The organism is Candidatus Sarmatiella mevalonica (assembly GCF_016751895.1).
In the GTDB taxonomy this organism is placed as follows: domain Bacteria; phylum Pseudomonadota; class Alphaproteobacteria; order Rickettsiales; family Rickettsiaceae; genus Sarmatiella; species Sarmatiella mevalonica.
Genome location: NZ_JACVVM010000010.1, coordinates 1 through 23,716 on the forward strand (window position 1 = coordinate 1; position 23,716 = coordinate 23,716).

Annotated in this window: 23 protein-coding genes and 1 tRNA gene; 2 read left to right on the forward strand and 22 right to left on the reverse strand. The window is 38.6% G+C overall.

The genetic code is table 11. The annotated features are described in order from the left end of the window. The 14 genes from Sarmat_RS07290 to Sarmat_RS01565 form a co-directional block, all read right to left on the reverse strand. Positions 1–147: helix-turn-helix domain-containing protein (locus Sarmat_RS07290; protein WP_202149086.1), on the reverse strand; the 147-nt coding region annotated here is incomplete at its 3' end. A 24-nt stretch (positions 148–171) separates the two neighbouring features. Further along, complete coding sequence (gene lgt / locus Sarmat_RS01505; RefSeq protein ID WP_244127095.1) at positions 172–960, reverse strand: prolipoprotein diacylglyceryl transferase; 789 nt, start codon at positions 958–960, stop codon at positions 172–174. Between the two features lie 3 nt (positions 961–963). Then, positions 964–2,295, reverse strand: coding sequence for a preprotein translocase subunit SecY (secY, locus tag Sarmat_RS01510; protein ID WP_202149088.1), 1,332 nt, complete (start codon positions 2,293–2,295; stop codon positions 964–966). Positions 2,296–3,050: 755 nt separating this feature from the next. Then, the gene (gene rplO, locus Sarmat_RS01515) at positions 3,051–3,482 is read right to left on the reverse strand and encodes a 50S ribosomal protein L15 (protein WP_202149089.1); all 432 of its coding nucleotides are present in this window, start codon (positions 3,480–3,482) and stop codon (positions 3,051–3,053) included. A gap of 1,196 nt (positions 3,483–4,678) precedes the next feature. Next, on the reverse strand, positions 4,679–4,873 hold the full coding sequence (gene rpmD, locus Sarmat_RS01520) for a 50S ribosomal protein L30 (protein ID WP_202149090.1): 195 nt from the start codon (positions 4,871–4,873) through the stop codon (positions 4,679–4,681). Between the two features lie 379 nt (positions 4,874–5,252). Further along, positions 5,253–5,408, reverse strand: coding sequence for a hypothetical protein (locus Sarmat_RS01525; protein WP_202149091.1), 156 nt, complete (start codon positions 5,406–5,408; stop codon positions 5,253–5,255). A gap of 520 nt (positions 5,409–5,928) precedes the next feature. Beyond that, positions 5,929–6,465, reverse strand: coding sequence for a 30S ribosomal protein S5 (rpsE, locus tag Sarmat_RS01530; RefSeq protein WP_202149092.1), 537 nt, complete (start codon positions 6,463–6,465; stop codon positions 5,929–5,931). A 264-nt stretch (positions 6,466–6,729) separates the two neighbouring features. After that, positions 6,730–7,122, reverse strand: coding sequence for a 50S ribosomal protein L18 (rplR, locus tag Sarmat_RS01535; protein WP_202149093.1), 393 nt, complete (start codon positions 7,120–7,122; stop codon positions 6,730–6,732). Between the two features lie 699 nt (positions 7,123–7,821). Then, positions 7,822–8,262 carry a single-stranded DNA-binding protein gene (gene ssb / locus Sarmat_RS01540; protein ID WP_202149094.1) on the reverse strand — a complete coding sequence of 147 codons (441 nt, stop codon included), beginning with the start codon at positions 8,260–8,262 and terminating at the stop codon, positions 7,822–7,824. Positions 8,263–8,349: 87 nt separating this feature from the next. Beyond that, positions 8,350–11,037, reverse strand: a complete 2,688-nt coding sequence (alaS, locus tag Sarmat_RS01545) for an alanine--tRNA ligase (RefSeq protein WP_202149095.1) — start codon at positions 11,035–11,037, stop codon at positions 8,350–8,352. Positions 11,038–11,188: 151 nt separating this feature from the next. After that, positions 11,189–11,264, reverse strand: a tRNA-Trp gene (locus tag Sarmat_RS01550). 392 nt (positions 11,265–11,656) lie between these two features. After that, positions 11,657–12,271, reverse strand: coding sequence for a dihydrofolate reductase (locus Sarmat_RS01555; RefSeq protein WP_202149096.1), 615 nt, complete (start codon positions 12,269–12,271; stop codon positions 11,657–11,659). A 41-nt stretch (positions 12,272–12,312) separates the two neighbouring features. Further along, positions 12,313–12,591 carry a glutaredoxin 3 gene (gene grxC / locus Sarmat_RS01560; RefSeq protein WP_202149097.1) on the reverse strand — a complete coding sequence of 93 codons (279 nt, stop codon included), beginning with the start codon at positions 12,589–12,591 and terminating at the stop codon, positions 12,313–12,315. Positions 12,592–12,687: 96 nt separating this feature from the next. After that, on the reverse strand, positions 12,688–13,866 hold the full coding sequence (locus tag Sarmat_RS01565) for an FAD-dependent monooxygenase (RefSeq protein ID WP_202149098.1): 1,179 nt from the start codon (positions 13,864–13,866) through the stop codon (positions 12,688–12,690). Positions 13,867–14,138: 272 nt separating this feature from the next. Between Sarmat_RS01565 and Sarmat_RS01570 the strand changes: the two genes are divergently transcribed. Further along, positions 14,139–14,762, forward strand: a complete 624-nt coding sequence (locus tag Sarmat_RS01570) for a hypothetical protein (RefSeq protein ID WP_202149099.1) — start codon at positions 14,139–14,141, stop codon at positions 14,760–14,762. Next, positions 14,737–15,732 carry an RluA family pseudouridine synthase gene (locus Sarmat_RS01575; RefSeq protein ID WP_202149100.1) on the forward strand — a complete coding sequence of 332 codons (996 nt, stop codon included), beginning with the start codon at positions 14,737–14,739 and terminating at the stop codon, positions 15,730–15,732. Before Sarmat_RS01570 ends, Sarmat_RS01575 begins: the two co-directional genes overlap by 26 nt. On the opposite strand, the gene Sarmat_RS01580 is transcribed toward Sarmat_RS01575, so the two are convergent. From Sarmat_RS01580 to Sarmat_RS01615, 8 genes are all read right to left on the reverse strand, one after another. After that, entirely contained in the window at positions 15,725–16,753 is a 1,029-nt protein-coding gene (locus Sarmat_RS01580) for a GHMP family kinase ATP-binding protein (protein WP_202149101.1), read from the reverse strand. The two genes, Sarmat_RS01575 and Sarmat_RS01580, sit on opposite strands and share 8 nt — an antisense overlap. Positions 16,754–16,803: 50 nt before the next feature. Further along, entirely contained in the window at positions 16,804–17,583 is a 780-nt protein-coding gene (locus Sarmat_RS01585) for a triose-phosphate isomerase (protein WP_202149102.1), read from the reverse strand. Positions 17,584–17,599: 16 nt separating this feature from the next. Further along, positions 17,600–18,535 (reverse strand): cell division protein FtsQ/DivIB, encoded by a 936-nt coding sequence (locus Sarmat_RS01590; protein ID WP_202149103.1) that lies wholly within the window; start codon positions 18,533–18,535, stop codon positions 17,600–17,602. Positions 18,536–18,619: 84 nt separating this feature from the next. Further along, positions 18,620–19,924: a proline--tRNA ligase gene (gene proS / locus Sarmat_RS01595; RefSeq protein ID WP_202149104.1), complete on the reverse strand. Its 1,305-nt coding sequence runs from the start codon at positions 19,922–19,924 to the stop codon at positions 18,620–18,622. Between the two features lie 60 nt (positions 19,925–19,984). Beyond that, the gene (gene folE / locus Sarmat_RS01600; RefSeq protein ID WP_202149105.1) at positions 19,985–20,548 is read right to left on the reverse strand and encodes a GTP cyclohydrolase I FolE; all 564 of its coding nucleotides are present in this window, start codon (positions 20,546–20,548) and stop codon (positions 19,985–19,987) included. Positions 20,549–20,628: 80 nt separating this feature from the next. Next, on the reverse strand, positions 20,629–21,252 hold the full coding sequence (locus Sarmat_RS01605; RefSeq protein ID WP_202149106.1) for a phosphatidylglycerophosphatase A family protein: 624 nt from the start codon (positions 21,250–21,252) through the stop codon (positions 20,629–20,631). Between the two features lie 32 nt (positions 21,253–21,284). After that, positions 21,285–22,676, reverse strand: a complete 1,392-nt coding sequence (locus Sarmat_RS01610) for an amino acid permease (RefSeq protein ID WP_202149107.1) — start codon at positions 22,674–22,676, stop codon at positions 21,285–21,287. Positions 22,677–22,980: 304 nt separating this feature from the next. Beyond that, the gene (locus Sarmat_RS01615) at positions 22,981–23,139 is read right to left on the reverse strand and encodes a hypothetical protein (RefSeq protein ID WP_202149108.1); all 159 of its coding nucleotides are present in this window, start codon (positions 23,137–23,139) and stop codon (positions 22,981–22,983) included. Positions 23,140–23,716 lie beyond the last annotated feature (577 nt).

Here is a 23,716-nt window from a genome sequence, read left to right on the forward strand (position 1 = left end):
ATTACCTTCTTTTTTATATTTTCGATACCACCTTCCTATTGCTGATACACTTATTTTAAATAATTTAGATGCTTGGTCATAACTATTCCCAGCTTCTAAATATTCTACTACTTTTTCTCTTAAATCATTGCTATAGCTTTTTGTCATTTTCCTTTCATTATAACGAAAAATTTACCTATCAGGCACTCTCGAAGTGCTACGTAATAAGCATAATAACCCCAGTAATAACATAGGTAGAGAGAGTATTTGCCCCTGGCTCACGCCGGGTATAAAAGAGCGCACGGATTCTCGAAATAATTCTCCAAAAATACGAAAGACCGCATAATTAATTAAAAAAATTGCAGTAGCCTTACCTCTACATCGCATCCCTTGTCTACACACAATAAAATAATATAGAATGATAAAGTTCAATGCTCCTTCTAATAATGCCTCGTATATCTGGCTTGGATGCCGAAAAACATCATTAGGATGGAATTGCACCTTCCACACCAAACCCTCTCCGCACTGTCTACCAAGTAATTCTTTATTAATAAAATTCGCAATCCTACCTAAAAAAATACCAATTGGCGCAGAAACGGAAACTAAATCAGAAATAACCAAACATGACAGAGAATGTTTTTTAGCAAAAAAATAAGTCGCCACGCCTATTCCAAGCAGAGCCCCATGAAAAGACATACCCCCCTCATAGGTTTTTAAAATATTCAATGGAGAATGGAGAGATGCTTGCAAATCGTAAAAAAGCACATAACCCAGCCGACCACCACAAATCACGGCTAACACTAACCATGATATATATGCATCAAACTGATCTTTTGTGCATGATAACTGAAAACGCTTAATAAGATAAAGAGAATATGACCAACCAAACATTATACCAATAACATAAGATAATGAATAGTAAGAAACACTAAAAATGCCAATGGAAAATATAACTGGGTCAAGATCTATCAGATATTGCATCACTTAGAGCTTATTATTGCGACCAACAATTCTCATTTTTTTGACTAACTTCTGATATCTTTGATTAAAAAGATGCGATTGAATCTGCGTCACAGTATCTAGAATCACATTAATAACTATCAAAAAACTGGTGCCGGATAAAGCGAATGAAAGAGAGTAATAGCTCATCACCATCTCGGGTATCAGACATATGAACACTAGATAAACAGAACCTATCACCCCAAGCCTAGTTAGTAAATAATCAAAATAAAAGGCTGTGTCTTGGCCAGGTTTTTTGCCTAAAATATATGCTCCATGTTTGCGTAAATTATCGGCTGTTTCATCGGCATTAAATACAGATGCGGTATAGAAAAAGCTAAAAAAGACTATCAACAGAACATAAAGCAGAATATATAAAGGTTTACCATGACCTAAATGATAAGACAGAAAACTCAAAGCACCATCATCTTGAGTAGAAATAAAATTTAATATAGTGGTAGGAAAAAGCAAAACTGAGCTAGCAAACATTGGAGGAATAACGCCTGCAGTATTAATTTTAAATGGAATGTAATTGGTATCAGGTTGCGCAAGTTTCTGTGGGCCAAAGTTACCTTTGGGGTAATGCACTGTCAGTCTGCGTTGCGCCCTTTCGCAAAATATAATAATCCACACCATTACACCTATCAGCGAAAGCAGTAACAAAATTGAAGGATAAGAAACAACCCCCTTACGCACTAATTCTAGAGTATTAAGAGCTGCGCCGGGTACTGTTGAAACTATACCAACAAATATAATGAGAGAAGACCCGTTGCCTATACCAAATGCAGTAATCTGCTCCCCTATCCACATCAAAAGAATTGTACCAACAACCAAAGTGAGCACGGTAGTCATTTTAAATAAAACAGGGGGCAAAACAACTATCGGAGTAGCACCATTACTTAATGCTTGCAAAGTCACCGCCACACCATAAGCCTGAAAAGCAGCTAAAAAAACAGTAAACATACGAGTAATCTGATTCACTCTACGACGCCCTGCTTCACCATCTTTCTTGAGATTTTCCAACGGCTTATAAATCATCGTCAATAACTGCACCATGATAGAAGAAGTGATGTATGGCACAATCGCAAGTGCAAAAATAGACATCCTGCCCAAAGATCCACCTGAAAGCACGTTAAACATTCCCAAAACACCCGCATTACTACGCTCCATTACAGATTCAAGAGCGATAGAATCAATGCCAGGCACGGGAATAAACGAACCAAATCTACAAACCAACAGCAGACCCAAAGTCACCGCTATTTTTTTTATTAAATCATGACTAAACATGGAATTTATATCAACAGAGTTTTTGCTCATATCTCACTGAATGTATTTACTGAAACTTGATTAGGGCTATATTTCTTCGGAAAACTCTACTCCTTCATACCAACTGTGGCGGCGCTGTCGATTCGAAACCCTCACTTAAGTCCATATACGCCAGGAATTCTGCGCTTTGTACACTCCTTTGCATAGACCTCCTTGCATAACCATTCTGAATGGTAATTTGTTGTTAAAACTCCCTTGCGCTCCTCGCATACTAGAGTATGCTACGGTGCTCAACACCATTTTTTTTAAAAATTTCTCCTTCATTTTAGGTTATGCAAGAGGTCTATTCGCTCATCGCGAGCGAGTTGCGAAAAGAAATCTACTAATTTAAAACACAATGCGCCAAATCACAATGCGCCAAATCAGACTGCTTTGAAAACCTTACTTCTGATGACAGCTAAACCCGTCACTATCAATTTACAACACTCACTTAAAACCCATATACACCAAGCGTTCCGTTCGTATGCTCCTTGCATTTACTCGTGACTTAGGCGAGCTTTCAAGGAAATCTAATGCAAAAACCATCATAAATTTATAGGTTGACATAGATGACAAATGTACAAGACACGTCGGGCAAAAACCTCTTCCATCTCATACATATTCATACAATTTTGTATGCCATAGGGTCTTATCCGTAGCTTTCAGGTGTATAAAAAAATCATAAACCTAAGATAAAGCTGGCACGCAAGTCTAATAGATAGATTTTTTATAACTAGATCTGAAAATTACTTGTCTTACTACCCGTTCTAAGAAATTTTTAATATCCTTTTTACCGCACCTGAATAAGCATCTAGCTGCACACTCATGTCTTGAGGCAAAACAGCACTCACATCTTTAGGAGCTAAAACCTTCACCAACACCTTTGCACTTTTAATCCAACCGGCATTCACGAGAGTAGTTTTGGTGATAGTGGCAGAAGGAATATGCAATAAGGCTAATTGATCCAACGCAAACACTCGGAACGACTTGCGAGACAGAGGATTAAATCCTCTTTTAGGCAATCTTTTGATCAATGGAGTTTGCCCACCTTCAAAAGCCTTAATAGATACCCCAGAGCGAGATTTCTGCCCTTTCACACCTCTCCCGCATGTTTTACCCTTGCCACTACCTATACCACGTCCAACGCGCATCCTTTTCTTTTTAGAACCTGGATTGTTTTTTAATTCATTTAATTTCATAACTACTGCTCCTTTCTTTTTCTTTTTTCTTTTAACAAACTTCGCAACCAATTGCGCGGACAACAAAAGGTGATCCCAACAAAAGGTGACCCAATAAACTCGATCTAACTTGATCTAATTACTATCTAACTTGACCTAAATAAAAACAAACTTCGCTTAAACACAAGCACCACCAACAACGGCCTAGAGCATCTGGATACTGCAACACGAACACTAACGGTACCTAGCAAATGCATCAACCATATCACGAGAAGAGATGCGCTCTAATGCTAACGACTAAACTTCTTTCACAACTCTACTTCCGATGGCGACTGCTTCGTCAGCCGCTTCAAAAGCCTCGCTTAACTTCATGTATGCTTAGGAGTTCTGCGCTTCGTATGCTCCTCGCATTTGCTCTTAATTGAGCGAGTTTGGAAAGAGACCTAATGAAATTTTTGCATTTTGTCTAAATCCCACGATAAATCTGCAAGCAATCAAGTCGTTGCGAGCAGGGTAATACCCAAGCAATAACATTCTTGCTAACGAGAGCGTTGTCACAAAAAGCTAAGCGGTAACGGATTATTTATAAAATTTCTTATAAAGCATTTTATTTCTTTACCGCAACTGCCTTGTAAGCCCCTTACTCAAACATCTCGTGCCTACAACAACCATGACTATATACATACACTAACCCCTCTTCCACAACTCGCCCCCTGAGTGCAAATATAAGGAGCATGCGCAAGAGCAGGACTCCCAGTGCGCATGAGAGTTAAGCAATGATTTTGAATCGGCAGAGACAAAGCAACCACTATCAGAAATAGAGTTCAGAAAGAGGTCTCCCTATACTTCTCGAGTTTCGCACACACCACAGCTACTACTCAGTGCTTAGGCGACTTGCAGCCAAATCTGCGCATCTACCGCCGTATAGCGCCACTAGGTTTCTTGCAAAACTCTAACTCATCACTGCAACTACTACCCAACCTTCTAAAACTAAACCCCTGCTTGCTTGAGACAGACCTAAACATTCACGCATCTCAGACTCACTCCATAAACAGGAGTGTGGAATCTATTGTACTACCTTCAGCACACCTACGACAAGGCGCTCGGATTAAATAATCAAATAAATAATTTAAACCAATCGCATAAACATTCAAGCCAGCAACTCTAGTATCAAAACTAATAACAAACTAATAGACAAATAATGACAAAAATAATTTTTATATCGTTTCGTGAGACACAAGATGGTGCACAGCATTCAGCATACCCAAAACAGACTGAGAATTCGGCAACACATTCTCGTCACCTACCTTACGCAATCCAAGCGCCCTTAAGGTAGCACGCTGAAACGGTTTGGTACCAATTGCACTACCAATCTGTCTAACTTTTAACTGTTGTTTTTGATCTTTTGTCATTTTACACCTTTCTTTTTAATACTCTTTTAAACTCCTTTAACGCATCCTGACATCTTTTTGCATTATTACATCTATATAATAGACAATATCTACAAATTGCAAATAGATCGCGCTAGATGCACACATACATCAACAATTCTATAACATAATTCAAAAGCCGCTTGAGAGTCCATATATCTAACACTTTGGATTTCATGCACCACTATATTTCTCGCGCTTAACTTGCGTTTGCCACAATAGACCTCTTTTTCAAACTCTACTCCTTTATAGCGACTTACGCTGTAGCTATCGATTCAAAACCCTTACTTAACTACTATATACACTGGAAGTTCTAGACTTCGTACACTCCTTCCATTCGCTTTTCGCATTTGCTCCTGACCTAGTGTAAGTTTCGAAAGAAATCTAATAACACTACTACTCTCACAACACTCTCATAAAGCCATAATGCCAATAGCAACCGCCACACCGCTCGATGCAAAGCCACCATTCCTTCATGCACCTGACGCTTTGCGCAAGAACGCACTTCTGCACTCACTGCTCACAAGTAAGTATATATCAATAGATCTAATGAACAAGAGGGTCTAATGAACAACAGTCCTAACAAAACTTCTGCTAAAACCTCACGCCCATATATAACGAAATATATACAACTAAACCGCCACTTGCAATATCAAGTCGCGTCGCATGAGACCTTTTACAAAACCCAGATCTCCTGCAAAAAACTCCTTCCCAAACTCACACAAACCACAAAATAATACCACACCAGTCATAAGCGATATATAAAGAAGAGCAGAAGTGCAGAAACCTCTGACGCACATGCAGTACGTGAGGATTCAGGAGCAGAAACAACACAACCACCACCATCGGGAGTGGATTTTTGCAAGAGACCTCACTCTATAGGTCATATTTAATGTTGCATACACCAACCGCTAGCTCTACATAAAGACGAAGTAGCTAAAAAAATATAATGCAAAAGTCTTACTTCTATACTCTCACACTTTTGAAGCTGCTATAGAGAGTCAGTAGAGCCAACAGAAATAACGGAGGACGCTAGCTCACTTCTCCTTTTCCCTAGCAAGACGAGCAGAATTAAGAGTCATAATCTCCCCAACTTTCTTACCTCTTTTATTCGCCACTGCGCGACGAGAAGAGAGTTGAGAGAGAGCATCAAAAACAGCCTCCACCATAGCATAAGAGTTACGAGAACCTAAAGACTTAGCTACGATATCATGTATCCCCAAACATTCAAACACTCCACGTAACGGTCCACCAGCGATGATGCCTTTACCAGACTTTGCACGCTTCAAAATCACAGTTGCAGCACCACTGCGACCTATCACGTCATGATGTATAGTGCGACCACGATCTAAGGGCACTCTAATAATACTCTTTCTGGCTTTTGCAGACGCCTTGGTCTTAGCTTCGTTCACTTCCTTTGCTTTACCTTTGCCATATCCAACTCTTCCACTTTTGTCTCCAACAATCATGTACGCAGACACAGAAAATTTACGGCCACCTGTGGTGGTTTTAGAAACTCTTTTAATGGACGCTATATGCTCAACTAAAGTGTCATTACTATTTTTCTTTTTCATCGATTAACTAATACTATTATATTACTTATTGCTATTTACTGTTATTACTCATTTTTACTGCACATCGCTTCCGTCTACTTACATCACGCTTTAGATGCGTAATACCTATCCCTTCTATCAGTCAACCACAAACTATCTACTCAGCACAAATTACCAGCTCTTCCTGTACCCAAGTCAATTTATAGCCTTTCCCAGGTCCTCTTATTCTTTTGGACTAATAAAACACAAAACATCAAGCCCGTTAAACAGACACTGACGGGTATACTAAAACTTCAGCCCCTTTTCTCTCGCGGCATTAGCAAATGCTTCAACTACACCATGATACTTATAAGGGCCACGATCTAGCACCACTTCTACTACGCCAATTTTACTAGCCCTCTCAGCAATCAACGCACCTATCTTCTTCGCAAACTCCTTGTTGCTATAAGACTTGCGGGCAGTATTCTGAGCGCCTGAAGCGTCAGCCGTTTTTTCGCCAGACACAGCCCTTTCTAAAGTAGAAGCGGAAAGTAATGGATTTCCATTTAAATCTATCAACTGAGCATGCACATGCCTACAAGACTTAAAAATAGACAATCTGCATCTGTCAGATACCCTTGCTATCCTACTTCTTACTCTTAATTTTCGCACTCCAGCTCTTCTTTTGGCATTACGCATAACTAAATAACCCTATTTTATACTCTATACAAATAAATCAGTGAAAATCACAAACTCACAAAATAAAAACACACAGCAAATACAAACGCTCACGCACTCATATAAAAACACACTCACATAAAAACACGCATCCAGGAACAATCGCGGCTGTCCAATGCAATAACTCTCCTTCTAAACGCCGCTAATAGCAACCGCACAGTCACCGCTCGAATCTTCGCCTAACTTACCATGCACAATCGAAGATCTGCACTGTCACGCGCCCCTTTTGCTCCATGCGCTCGCTCCTTACATTTGCTATTGACCTAGCACGAGTTTCAAAAAGGCCTAATAAATATAATGATGAATACAAAGTCTCGTATCCGCTCATTTAAAAGCCAAAATCTCTAAACTCAATGTCTCAAAGCTCAATACATCCCTTAGTTTCAAACCCTCGCGCCCTGGCGTTATGACAATCGAAACATCACTCGCTATGCGACATTCTCACGCATCTCATCACGCATCTCATATATTGAAATAGATAATGTAGATCATGGATAAATTTGATGCAAAGTCAACGGTAATTCTATCACGGAACAACTCAATGTGCAAGCGTCATTTTACTCTTTCAACACCTTCAACTCAACATCACAAGTTTAATTGCCAATCTTTTCAACTTAACTTAGCAAAGCGCAATGCCAAACAATACTAATATACTTCTCGCTAAAATGGCAATTCATCTTCATTTTCCATCAATTGAGATGCCTCACCATCATTATGATTCATAGCATCAAACTCTCTCTTCTCACCTTTTCCATTTAATACGATTAATGTAGACCCATAACCCTGCAGCACTACTTCTGTAGTATACCTCTCCTGGCCGCTGGCATCAGTCCACTTTCTGGTTTGCAAAGTGCCCTCCACATATAGTTTAGTGCCTTTATCAACAGATTCTTTTGTCATTTGAACAAAAATTGGGTTAAAAACCGCAACCCTATGCCACTCGGTTTTCTCCTTTCTCTCGCCAGTAGCCTTGTCCTTCCAAGACTCAGAGGTAGCCAAACTAAAAGAGGCCATCTCATTACCGCCATTCATAGCCCTAATTTCAGGCACCTGACCAACATTACCCAAAAGGGTTACTTTATTTAAACTAGAAAAAGACATAATATACCATTTTTATAAATTATATTTTTATATTTTCTCGATAAAAACCACACAACGCAACATCAATTCCAACACTTACGCTACCTATCATAGAGTTCTATCCCATGCATTTTGCAAATCATTCAAAGCGCAACCAAAGGAACCCTGCGCCGTCGCTACACTCCCACCTCCTTTTAGCCCTACATTCATGGCATTAGCAACGCGCAATAAAACATCTTTAGCAGAATACCTTGTTTGTAGATCAGTAGCAACATGAACGGTTAAAAAGAGCTGCCCTTCACACTTATTCACATAGCCAAAGATTACTCCTGGTTGATTATACTTGTCTGCAAAGTTTCTTGCAACCCTACTTTCCATTTCTTCAAGCACCACCCAATAAACAGAATAATCCTCCTTCCCCTTTTTTACAACCGCTCCAGTCAACTTCTGAGCAATATATTGCATCTGCACACTTTCTAAACGACTAGCCAGCTCTTTCCTATCCTTCATCAAGACTTCTAACTTATCCTTCGCATCTTTTGGCGAAACAAGCAAAATTTGCGCAATACTGCGTAAATAACTTTCTTGTTCCTGCACATAATCTAATGCGGAAGCTCCAGCTACAGCTTCAATCCTACGCACACCCGTCGCGATTGACGCTTCACTCACTATTTTAAACAAACCCACTTCACCAGTACGTTTAATGTGCGTGCCACCACACAATTCAACAGATTCAACGCCATAGCTTCTCTCTAAAGCCTCATTCGTCTTAGAACCGCCATCGATCTTAGCACGACTATCCATCTTAGAATCGCCATCAGTCTCTTCGCAAAATATACTCACAACTCGCACGTCTGCATCATATTTCTCACCAAATAGCGCCATCGCTCCCTGCCCTATCGCGTCTTCAAGTGGCATGAGTACTGTTTGCACTTTTAAATCGCGTCTCACAACATCATTAACATGATGCTCTATTTGCAAGATCTGTTCCACAGTGATGCTTCCATTATAAGACACATCAAATCTTAATCTATCACTACTCACCAACGAGCCCTTCTGCACAACATGCTTCCCTAAAATCTTATGTATTGCTGCATGCAATAAATGCGTTGCCGTGTGATGCACTCGAAGATTTTGCCGATATTCTACATCAATTTCTAACTGTATACAATCTCCAACCTTCACTCTGCCAGACTCCAGAATACAATGATGCACATGTATACCTAAATGCTTTTTGGTCTCGACCACTTGAAGCTTGCAATCTTCGCTAATAATCCATCCTTTATCCCCAAGTTGTCCGCCAGATTCGCCATAAAATACACTCTGGTTACTCACTAAAAAAAAACTCTGACCCGCCTCAGATATCTCTTGCACTTGTTGTTTATTAATTAGCGCCAATACTTGCCCTTGAATTTTATTAAAACTATATCCAACAAACTCTGTCACTCCGTGCGCACTACGCAAATCAAACCAAATTTTATCATCCACAGAATCGCCAGAACCAACCCACGCCTTTCGAGCGCGCTCTCTTTGCTGCTGCATCTGCTCTTCAAATTGAGCCAGATCAACACTAACACCACGTTGCTTTAAAACATCTTGCGTCAAATCTAACGGAAAACCGTAGGTGTCATATAGTTTAAAAGCCGTCTCTCCAGAAAACGTCTGCCCATCACTCATCTCCTGCTCAAGCAACTCCATACCTTTAGCTAAAGTTCGCCTAAATCTCATCTCTTCGTGATATATCACATCCTGCACAAACTCTTGAGCGCGTTTAATTTCAGGATACACATCATGCATAAGATCTACTAAACACGGCACAATTTTTGTTAACAAAGAATCTTTTACTCCTATATTATATGCATGTCTAATGCTACGCCTCAAAATACGCCGCAACACATAACCCCTCCCCTCATTTGCAGGAATCACACCATCGCTAATCAGAAAGGTGCAAGCGCGAATATGATCAGCAATTACCCTATAAGACGTGATATTATCTGCTGTAGCTTTAATCTTGAATAAATCTTGAGCCGCGCATATTATAGATTGAAATAAATCGATATCATAATTATTTCGCATACCCTGTAGCACAGAGGCGATACGCTCAAGACCCATGCCAGTATCAATACATGGTTTCGGTAGGTTAACCCTCTGGTCCTTTGCAACTTGCTCAAATTGCATAAACACCATATTCCAAATTTCTACATATCTATCTCCATCACCCTCAGGGGTTCCCGGCAAACCGCCGGCCACCGAGTCGCCATAATCATAAAATATCTCAGAACAAGGGCCGCATGGGCCTAAATCACCCATTGACCAAAAGTTATCATTAGTAGTGATTTTAATAATTCTATCATCGCCAAGACCAGCTATCTTTTTCCAAAAATTGATAGCTTCTTCATCGGTATGATATACCGTTACATATAATTTTTCCCCTGGAATAGCAAAATGTTTCGTCACTAAATCCCAGGCATAGTATATAGCCTCTTCTTTAAAATAATTGCCAAAAGAAAAATTACCAAGCATTTCGAAAAAAGTGTGATGACGGGCGGTGTAGCCAACATTTTCTAGATCGTTGTGCTTACCTCCTGCCCTAATACATTTCTGGCTAGAAGTAGCCTTGCTATATGCTCGCACCTCCTTACCAGTAAATACATTTTTAAACTGCACCATGCCAGAATTCACAAACATCAATGTTGGATCATTGTGAGGCAATAAAGAGCTCGACTGCACCAGGCTATGACCCTGCTGTACAAAATAATTAGTAAAAGTCTTGCGAATTTGATGCAAAGTTTTCATAATCAAAGCTATCGATTTTGTTATAGGCGCAGGGATATATAAAAAGAGATAATAATTTAAAGGATATTAGAGTAGACGGATGCAAGATAGAAAAAATGCAACAACATCACGCCAATAATATAAGACACAGCATAGCGGAGCCAATAAAAAATGGCAGGAGTGACAGGAATCGAACCCGCAACACCTGGTTTTGGAGACCAGTACTCTACCAGTTGAGCTACACTCCTATTTTGCATCTTTAGGTCAACAAAGCCCTACATGCACAGCATACTATACCGCTAATACTCTTTATAAAAAATAGACTGATCATCATATTCCTTAAGGTACAAGGAGTATATTATGTATCATATAATTTATCAATAGCCTAAACACAAAGAAATAAAATAAATGGCGATAAAATTCATTACTAATAAATTCATTTTTCCAAAATTGAAAGATAATAACTGAATCAAGTATGATGAGCAAAAACACATAGCGCATATACAAGACACGCGATACCTGCGCGCTAACAACAAAATACATGCCACCAAAAAACGCAGCGCATTATGAATATTTCGCTTCAATTCCAGAATATGCAAGTAATAGTCGAATAACACACTACCATAGTATACCTATTCCTTTACTTCGCAAGGGGATTCAATAGAAGGGAAATAGTATATTCATCAAATACATAGTTGCTAGCCAAATGCCAGCCATACAAATGCTCAAGATCTAGCAGCGCATCACCATTATAATGCTTATGTATTTTTGTGAGAAGAAACGCGGATAATAAATTTTTTTGAAGAAACATATTACATACCTCCGCCCCACCTATCATAAAAACCTGTTCAGGCAGATGTGCCCGCAAGACGCTCTCATGGCGATTTTGCGTTAAAGCAATACAACTAGCGATATCTCTGCAAAAAACAATCGTGCTTTTATCATCCTGCTTCAACCTAAGCTTACCCACGCCCAAATTACTACGCATAGAAAGCACTATCGTGCGACGAGCAGGAAAAAACGAGGACGGCATAGATTCAAAAGTCTTGCGTCCCATAATAACCCTTGCACCATGGGTAATTTGCAAAAAATAATCTAATTCTAGTGGATATCGCCATGGGATAGACGATCCTAACCCCACCACACCCTCCTCTGTTGCAGCCATAATACCAACTATCCCAGGCCGCAGAGCAGAAAGCGCGGCGCGCAGATCTCTTATAATCAGTTGATGACTGGATAATAGATCATGCAGCATGCAATCTAAGTATCAGTTGCGAGTTTTCAGCTCTGGCTACGCTAGATCAACATCTTGTCTAGCTTGCCGCTTTGTTCTAGATCATGCAATTCCTTACATCCACCTATCAACTCATCATTAATAAAAATTTGAGGAAAGGTGCGCATGCCATGTTTTTTAATTAACTCATCTCTTTGTTCTTTAGTGTAGTTATCAACGATTATTTCTTGATATTTAACATTTTTAGAATCCAACAAATTTTTCGCCTTAAGGCAATATGGGCAAGTGCTGAGAGTATAAATAACTACCATAAATACTGAAGATAAAAATGACCGATACATAAAAAAATAAATATAAATAAATTAATTAACAATTAAAAGAGGGGGGGAGTTTGATAAAGTGTAAATTTTTTTCATCTCTCAAAGCCAACGTCAACTCTACAAACTGTTAACATACTGCACAAACCATCTCTTACCATAAGAACATGTAGACAGCAACTTTAACCCTTTCTTTCTTATCGCACTCAAAACTAAAGACTGATTTAAAAATATTCCATTAATACTATTAGTAAGATGATACATAAACAAATTATTCATCTTTCTTTGTTGTTCATATGCAATGAGAGCATCGGTATTAATACCAGAAATATGTAAATTCCAGCATAAGCTCTCAATATCTTTCATACCCTGATTAAATCCCTGTCCAGCAATTGGATGTAGTATATGCGCAGAATCAGATACCAACACTACTCTATTATAAAAGTAATTCTCTGCTATTTTTGCAATCAAATTATATGAGTGATGCCTCACCCAATCATCACTAGCATGAATATCAGGCATATGAGGTTCTATAACACGCATCGCACCTAAAAAATAACCGGTATACTCTTCTAACATGCTAGCACGTTCATCATTATTCAAGCGCTCGAATAATCCAAAGCTCTGGTCGTCCATGCTCCACACCACGTTAGACTGATGCTCGCTGCATAGCGGTAGAAGTGCCAAGGGACCCGAAGGTAAAAAATGCTCTAAGGCAGCATTGCTATGAGGTTTTTCATGGCACACATCAAACACCACACTTTTCTGATGATATTGCTTTTCTACACGATAACAAAAATATTGATCCTTAATTGCTCTATTAAAATCAGCATCACATAATATTGCCAGCTGAGCGTGCACTTCGCTTTTTTCGTCTAATACTACGGTAGTATGATCCTCATGAGCTATAAGATTAACATAATTGGCGAGATTAAAATCAATCTCCTCTAAAACCACCTGAGCCAAAACTGATTTAAAATCCTTGTTTTTGATAATATATCCAATTTCACCACCAAGCCCATCGCTAGATAGTTGCAGCAATTCAGAAGCAGAATGATTATCAACAATATACACTTCTTTCACTGGCGTTAAATATTGCTGTAATTTTTCAAAAACTCCAATCTTACGTAATAACAATATAGAGCGATTAGTTAAGGCCGTCGTTCTATTATCTAAACAAAACTCCGCCTGAGCAAGGTTTATTTTATCTAGTAAAATAGGCTTGATACCCTCAGAAAGAAGGTGCAATGCCGTTATCATACCACTTAATCCCGCCCCTAATACCACAACTTGTTCCATACTATAGCTCTATAAATTATATATACGCACACCTCAATAAACCTACAAATTCTCTATTTCCCACGTAACTAACGCCTCATCGCCCACAGTACAACTTAAATTACAACAAGTCTATTAAATGTCTTGCACATAGAGTATCATGTAATTTGTTAAGTGCAAAATTAATCATATAACTCTTATCTTTAGTTTCCCAGATGTATTATCCAAAAATTGCAGACTATTTTGATAATAGTAGTACAGATGATTACTTGTTAGAAGTGCAAAAAGTGTTAATGACGAAAATTCTACACGATTTATCCAGTAATTTCTCAGTAATTAAATCGAGTTTCGATATTATACAATCTGGCGCAAATCACCAAAGCACTAAACCGGCGGAATTGCTAGAATCCTCTATATCCACCTTCTTTTACAAGATAACTGCATTTAATCATCTTGTGTCACCAGCTATAGAATACAACAAAAGCGCCACTAGAGAAATCAATGAAATAGTTATTCATTACTTAAGGTTAAGCATAGAGCATGCAACCGTCTATGTAGATTGTCAAATACACGAAATTCCCGAAACGTTAAAGAGAATTTTAATCGGCTTGGCTTTGCACATTTCTTCTACACGTCCTACTTCTGCTCTCATCTGTATTAGCTTTTTTACAAATCGCAAGCGCAACATCTATAAAATCCGCCTAGAAGTAAAAGCGCAATCTTTTAAATTTCATGAATCTAAGTATCAAACAATGATGCAGCAAGTAACGCAAGAGACAATAACGCTATATAATGTTTTAGAGCATTTTATACTGCAATTATGCGATATAGAAGATATCAGTTTAATTTTTGCAAATTATGGTTCTCTCTTAATATACGAAATTCAAAAGTATGCAGACTTTGATTGTGACATGTAGTGATTCTGGAGTGAGATTAGATGTTTTTTTAGCTAAATCTTTTTCTCATTACTCTAGAGTATATATTCAAAATTTGATTGAAAATGGCAAAGTGTTACTAAACAACAATTGCGTAAAAGCTAGTAGGAAACTTCTAGAAGAAGATGTAGTGCAAATAGATATAACACAACACGAATCGCATAATTCTTATACCACTGAACTAAAAGCGGTAGATATCGATTTTAACGTAGTATATGAAGATCAATATTTGATTGTAATCAATAAACCAGCTAACTTAACAGTGCATCCTGGCGCCGGCAATAAAGATAATACGTTAGTAAATGCTCTACTCTATCGATACTCTAAACTGTCTAATTTAGGTGACCCTCATAGAGTAGGTATAGTGCATAGACTAGATAAAGACACCTCCGGATTGATGCTTGTAGCAAAAGATAACACCACGCACTACTCTCTATCAAAACAAATAGAAGAAAGGCTAGTGCATCGCAAATATAAGGCGTTAGTATGGGGAGAGTTTAAACCTTCCTCCGGCAAGTTTGAAACAAAAATCGCTCGCAGTATGCGGGACAGATTAAAAATGCAGGCCATTGCTATGGATGAAAGCAAAGGAAAAATCGCCATAACTCATTATCGCACTTTAGAGTTATTTTATGGAATAGCAAGCCTAGTGGAGTTTACTTTAGATACTGGCAGAACTCATCAAATTAGAGTACATGCTAGCCACGCCGGCCACTCTATCGTGGGAGATATGACCTATGGAGCACTGGGTCGTAATATACCCAAGAACATATCATTGCCATACAAACAATTCATAATGCACGCAATGAAGCGCCAAGCCCTGCACGCATATTGCATTTCATTCTCGCACCCAATAAGCAAGAAACGGATAACATTCGAGGTAGACCTACCAAATGATATGAATAATTTTATTGCATCTCTCAGAAATCAACAAATCCCCTACTCTAATTAATTCTTTTTATCACATCTTTCTTCACACATAAACCAACACTATCGCACCCACACCTCAGCTCGCAAATAGCACCCGCTCTCATCGCGTCACTCGCATCATCAAAAGCAGGAGCGAAAGGCAAGGGAGTTTTAGCATAAACAGCGTCAGGATCATCCCATGCGCTAAAAGTAAGAGCGCAATCGCCCAACCCTGATCCAGAAATTTTTGCGCCATATCTAGACTGCGCATTCATCTTTTGCACTATACTATCGAGTAGAAAATCGCTCATACCAAGATTTTGCAAAATTCTGTGTGCGCTATTCATGCTGTTTCTAATAAGGGCGTTATCTCTATTATTTATACCATCAAACAACATTAAAGAATTAAAATCCATCTCTTTAAACAATCTAATTCTTGATGCGTCATCCAGCCTTTGCGTGAGCCATATTATATCTGCCGTTTTGCGCTTATAGCCACAATATATCAGGCATATCTCATAAGGCACGCTATTACTCTTATTAACGCATAAACCATGTTTACGATGCAGAATCATCCCGCCTAGTATACTGCAAGCAATATCCGAGCCAGATGAATACGAACTCTGAAAAGCCCTAGCAATCTCCCAACCCCTTTGATAAATTAATTCTAAATGACTATAAGATAAAGGTAATGAGATGCGTTCTGTGTACAGTAACAACAAAGCTGTCATGCATGCAATCAATGCACCAGAAGAGCCTAGGCCCATAATGGGAATTTGCGATTCAATGGACAATAGTAGTGGGGTAGATTCCAAAATTTGAAAATCCCTTAATATAAACGAGACTAATGAATTGTTAGATAGAAACTCGCGCCCTTCTTGCATGATAACGCCACCATTCATTAAATGTTTTGCATCAGTAATGACAAGTGCGAGCTGTGGGCGATGTGCGATAGTAATCTTAATTCTTTTATTCGCAGCTAGCACTAAACTATAACCATCTTCCAAAACGCTATATTCTCCGCATAACATTAAGCTAGCTGGGGCAGAGGCAACAAATTTCACGGCGCAACTGTTTTGAATTATTGAAGAAAAATTACAGAATAAATTTTAAGCTACATACACACATCTAACCTAGCCACAGTTTTTTGCAAAATACTTAATAAACTATCCACTTCAAGGCCGCTACTACCTATTAACACGCCACTAATAAAAGAAATGCCACGTATGTCTGATATATTGCTCGGATTTACAGAACCACCATAAATCAATTCATAATTATCAAGCGCATTAGACAAATGTTTATTCAATAAATACAAATCTTCGCTAATTCTATCAATGGGCAAGGTGCATTTATTACCAATAAAACAATAAGGCTCATAAGCTATGATAAGATGGTCGCTTAAACCTCCACGCTTTCTTTTCATCTCATCTAAAAAATAATTTATTTGTTCTATCACATAAGCTAAATACTTCCCACAACTGCGCACTTCCGTTGGCTCACTCACGCACAAAATAGGTTGAATATTAAACTCTAAAGCTGCATTGAGTTTTTCAAGCGTTATTTCATTAGTCTCACGCATTTTAAATCTGCGCTCGCTATGGCCTACTATAGCATATCTCACACCAGATTGCGCCATCAGATGGGCTCCACACTCTCCAGTATAAGCACCCTGCTCGCATTGTATTTCGCTCAAATCTTGCGAAGCAAAATTAATATCCGGGAATTTTCTCATCAGATACAATAAATAAGGCATAAGGGGCGCAATAACTAATTCTTCATAATCACGCTGAATAAGACTAGATAAATGATGTAGGAAATCTTCAGCTTGATCTATGGAGAAATGCATTTTCCAATTAACGATGGTATAAAACTTTTTTTTCTTGTTATTCATTCTTGTCTTTTATTCGTTATCGTTTTTTACTTGCGTAACATTTACTATCCCTAAAATCTAAAATAGAATAACCGGAATCAAATAATTTATTTTGCTTATACAGCGCATCTAAATATTCTAGACGTTCTAAAAACTCCGCATGTTCTTCTGGCATTTTTACAACAATTTCTTGAACAAAACACACATCCCATCTCCTATTTCCTACTCTACGTACCATTCGCACTTTCTCTGCTAAATCAGGAAATTTTTGAAACTGGTCTAGAAGCGCAGACAGATGTATATTCGCTCCTTGTCCAAACACTTCTAGCTTTACTTTTGGTAGAAAATATTCAATATCTCTGTAATCTTCAGATATCAATACGCCATAACGATCTATCAAATACCTCTTACCATCATAATAAAATAGAGCAATCGGTTCGCGCTTTGTGGTTTCTATCACAATACTACACGGCAAAACTCTGCGCACCTTCACCATGCTATATAAATTATATTGCTCTAAAGCGGCGCGAATTTCATTTAAATCTACAGAAAAAACATTCCGCCCATGATATCTTTGAAATAATTTATCATTAGAAACTTTACCATCTAAAACAAAAGAATTAGCATTGATAACGAACTCTAAATTAAATAAATATCGAAATAGTTCTAAAAAATCAGGTTCATTCACTTGATGATATAGATCAAACACTTCGCCAGCTAACTCATCTCTGTCGACATTAAACCTCTTTTCAAACTCTACTCCTGGCACCAACTGCGTCGTCGCTCTAACGCTCGCATCCTCAACACTCCGGTTCTGCACTCCATGCACCTCTTGCATTTGCTCATTATGAGCAAATTTTAGAAGAGGTCCATTATTAGCCATCACCTCTAACTCATCTGGCTTAGATTCAAGGGAAATAGGATAGAGCGCACCAGATAAAAATAAGACCAGTGGCAACAGAAATTCTATCAAATATAAACTTTTCTTCTTTTTTAGCCTCACATCTAACGTATATCCAAACTTAATGAATTCTCAACTTAATAAACGCACGATAAGCTATCTCGCGCCCTCATCAATCACTCTCTTAATCTCCTGGGCAAGATGCCTTTCGCATTTTAACTCATCCCTTTTACCGCTAGCACGCACCTTAAGCTCCATCACTCCTTGCTGCAATCCTCTCTTGCCAATTATTACATGATAAGGTATACCAATGAGATCATGAGTAGCCAACTTCGCCCCAACGCTCTTATGAGTATCGTCATATAACACTTCCAGGCCAAGATGTAGCATATCTTGATATAGATTATCCGCCTCACGAGAAGTAGCTTCGTCCTCAGGATCTAAATTAATCAACGACACATGAAATGGCGCCACAGACATAGGCCAAACTATGCCATGCTGGTCATGGCTGGACTCAATAATGGCAGCCACTAATCTCGACACGCCTATGCCATAAGAACCCATATACACATTCACAAGCTCTCCACTCTGGTTTTGCACAGCAGCATGCATGCTTTTAGAGTATTTGTCTCCAAAATAAAAAATATGCCCTACTTCTATCCCCTTAGTATTTTTAAGTTTCACGCCCGCTGGCACCTTACTACTCTCATGCCTTTCATCTGCTGCAGCATACAAACTCTTTAATAGCTCTAAATTCATAACCGGATTTTGCATGAGCTCATCGAAGCGCTCATCATAAAATAAATCTGACTCACCCGAATTAGAGACTATATGAAACTCATGGCTCAAATCTCCTCCTATAGGGCCACTATCAGCCATCACGGGTATGGCATACACCCCAAGATCTGCAAAAGTTTTGAGATATGCTACAAGCATTTGGTTATAAGTAGCGCGAGCATCGTCTGGAGTAAGATCAAAAGAATAAGCGTCTTTCATACAAAACTCTCTGCCTCTCATTAACCCAAAGCGCGGACGTATCTCATCTCGAAATTTCCATTGGATTTGATAAAAATTCTTCGGTAATTCTTTATAAGACTTAACGTATTTTCTAAATATATCAGTTACCATTTCTTCATGCGTTGGCCCAAACAACATGGCGTGCTCGTGCCTGTCTTGAATACGTAGCATCTCCTTGCCATAATCGTCATATCTACCAGATTCTATCCATAAATCGGCAGATTGGATGCATGGCATTAATATTTCTAAAGAACATTGATTCATGTTATCTCGAACTATATTAGAAATTTTTTGTAATACCCGCAAACCCATAGGCAGCCAGCTGTATATGCCAGCCGATTGCTGAGTAATCATGCCAGCCCTAAGCATTAACGAATGAGAAGTAACATGAGCCTCCAGAGGCTTTTCTTTAGAGGTTGGTAAAAAATATTTAGAAAGCAACATAAAAAATATTATTGATTTGAGGTATAGTGTTATAAGTTATTATTTTATTATTCATTAAAATTAAAATAACAAATTTAAAAAACTCGCCTTATCTTGCAAGAAAGAACCTGTATAATGGTAGGTCTCCATCACGCTTCTCTTCTTTTGCACGCCACGCATTACCATGCAATAGTGCTTCGCCCGCACACGCACAGCCACTCCTTGCGGAGATAAAAAGTCTTGAATAGCATTACCAATTTGGCTGGTCATTTTTTCTTGAATTTGTAAGCGTTTGCTAAAGCAATCCACAATACGCGCCAGTTTGCTCACACCTAACACCAACGAATTAGGTAAATAAGCTATATCTACACTACCCTCAAATGGCAGCATGTGATGTTCGCACATCGAAGTAAACTCTATATCTCGTAACAATATAACATCACTAAAAGATTGTACATCAGCAAACTTCGCACGGAAAATTTCTTCTAAATCTATATTATAACCACTAAAAAGCTCAGTATAACTTCTTAGCACTCTATCCGGCGTATCTTGCAACCCTTCTCTATTAACATCTTCTCCTATAAATTGCAAAATATTGCTAATACACTGCCGAATCTCACCAGGAGTAATTTGTTTTTTTTGCATAACCTTAGCTTGAGTTTTAAATTATTTTTTAATTTCCGAACTATTTTCATTGTTACTGCAATACAGATGCTATATAGAGGCTATATAACATAAGCGTCGCTCATCATACACACAACAATTGCAGCCAAAATACCAGCGAAGGTATCATCTAACATAACCCCCCAAGCATTTTTAATCCTTCTATCTATCCAACCAACTGGGAATGGCTTCAATATATCAAATAAACGAAACGTAACAAAGGCAATTATCCACCAAAGATAGCCACTACGCAATAGATTAATATCATAGTGATATATTATATCTAAAGTAAGCATTTGCCCAAATACTTCATCTATCACCACTTCAGTAGGATCAAAGATATCTGCTACTACCATAGACTTTTTGGGCGTGACTTGCGTTGCTCCAATACTCAAATCCTCACATATCTCAGCGCGCCCAAAGTTCTGCGCTTCGTATGCTCCTTGCATTTGCTCATCATAAGCGAGTTTTACAAGAACTCTAATGTAACGTGAAATAGCGGGAATGCTTGCAATAAACAATAAAAACATTACAACATCAATAATCCTATTATCTACTGACAAGGAATATAGAGCGAAGTAGATGCAAGCTCCAAGCAGCGAACCAAAAGTACCAGGGGCCCAGGGAATGCAGCCAATACCACAGCAAGTGACGAAACGTTTATAGATGCGTAATGATTTATTCATATGTTGTGTGAAAAAGCAATTTACATGGAATGTCACGCTGCTTTACGAACGCGCGACTTGGTAATAAAATAAACCAACAAAACAAAAGCAAACCAAGCAAGTAAGCAAAGGCCAGCAAAGCTTAAACCAGTTTCATCGAACATTTGTGTATACAGCAGATATCCACAGGCAAAGTAAGCTAAAACAGAAACTAAATAAACTGCCGGGCATTTAAACGGCCTTTCTATATTTGGCATTCTTTTTCGAAACAACACAACTATCAAAGAAATAGTCATGTAATCTATCAAAGAGCCCATGCTAGACATTTGTGCCAGCAATTTAGGCTGGCAAAACCCACCGCCAACGGCAGCAAGTAGAGTGAATATCAGAATGCTCACATAAGGACTTTTGTGTTTTGGATGAATTTTTGTTACACCCTGTGGCAACAGCCCATCCTTCGCCACAACATAACATATACGAGACTGCGCATAAATCTGACTCATTAACACGGTCGTCATACCACACACAGCACCTATAGCCACAACGGCAGCGCCAGCATTATTACCGTGCTTTGCCAATGCATTAGCTAAAGAACTCACTGCGTTTAAATTCTGATAATTATCTATACCCGTTAATGCAAATGCTACAGCAATAAACAAAACAGCGGCTACTAATAATGCTCCTATAAGGCCAACTACTATATCTCTTTTAGGGTTTTTACATTCATCTACAGTAGTAGCGATATTACCAAAGCCGGTGTATGCAAAAAATAAAATAGAGGAGCCAAAGATTACTTTATCAAACCCAAAGGGCATGAATGGCGTGTAGTTTGCGTAGTCAATATTAGGATAGGCAAAAAACACAAACAACAATATTACTAAGATTGTTACGCAAGAAAGGATAGTGGTGAGTTTTTTGCTATTCTGAGTACCTAAGTACAGAACATATCCAAGTATTATAGGGATAATCAATCCTATAATATTCACCACTCCTCCTTCCATCGGGCTTAAGCATAATGCTTCGGGTAGCTCCATGCCAGTGGCAGAAAAAAGAATAGAGCGCGCATATCCAGACCAACCAGCCGCTACAGTAGCAGAGGCAAAGCCGAGTTCTAACACAATTACGCTCCCAATCATCCAACCGAATAATTCGCCAAAAGCCATACAGCTATAGGTGTAGATACTACCAGAGGTTGGAATGGCGGTGGCCAACTCTATGTAACTCAGTCCTACAAAAATACACACTAACCCAGCTATTAAATAAGATAAGCTCACAGCAGGGCCGGCGCATGTTGCTGCTACTATACCAGTGAGCACAAACACTCCGCTACCGATGATCGAACCCGAGCCAAATAACACTAAATCGAGCGGACCTAATGTTCTGGGCATTGCAGCGCCCTGTTTTACCACTGCTTCTTCGTATGTTTTGCGCCTGAAATAACTCACTTTATTTTTACCATCTATCTGAATTCATAATAAGCTATAGTCTATCGCACACCATCTACTGAGCAGAAGAATTTGCATGCGCGCATTCGCATGCTCGCAATTATAGCATAATTAAAAATTAGAATCTAGGGAAGAATAGATGGCGATTAGAAGACAGAAGTAATAGAGCGCGATTAGAAGATGATGTATAAACGAGCGTTCTAGGAGAGAAATAGTATAATGTGGGCATAGAACGTAAAAAAAGCGCCAAAACCACAAGCTTGCAACAACCCATGGTTCTGACACAACTCTTAGCTAAAATATGCTATATCTTTGGGTTATATGGTTTATCTCCCTTCGGACAAATATTCTTATTATCCGGCTTATCAGACTTAGACTTATCAGGCTTATCAGGCTGATTTTTCTCAGGTCTATTAGGTTGGTTTGATCTTCCACCTCCATTTCCGCCACTTATACCTTGCATAACTTGTTACCTATATCTTTATTAATAATTAATTTATTTAACAGTTCAACACAAAACACACGCAGGCAAACTTCCATCGCTCACCGCTAATGCCCTGCATATTAGATTCTGCTATCACATTGTTTGAAAATACAATACACGCATTGTACATTAATATTTTATTGATATAAATTTTATCAACTATAGGATAAATTGTTACTAGAATGTTACAATTAACATAAACTTTCATTACAACGAATTACAACCTATTCAATAACTGTTCAGCATATATAGTAATTTAGGTTGAATGAGATATAATTTTTCGTTATCATAGACCTGTTGCGTAAGTAAGAAAGTAAGTTATGAACTTGAAAAAACACAGAGTATGTTAGGTGTAGAGCTGATGTGTTTATGCCGCTAATGCTTCATTAGACCTCTTTCCTAACTCTACTCCTGATGGCAACTGTGGCGACGCTGTCGATGCGCAAGTCCTCACGTACTTCATGTACGCTGCGGCTCTGTGCTTCGTATACTCCTCGCATTTGCTCTTAATTGAGCGAGTTTCGAAAGAGGTCTATTAAAAACCCAAGTTGTTGTC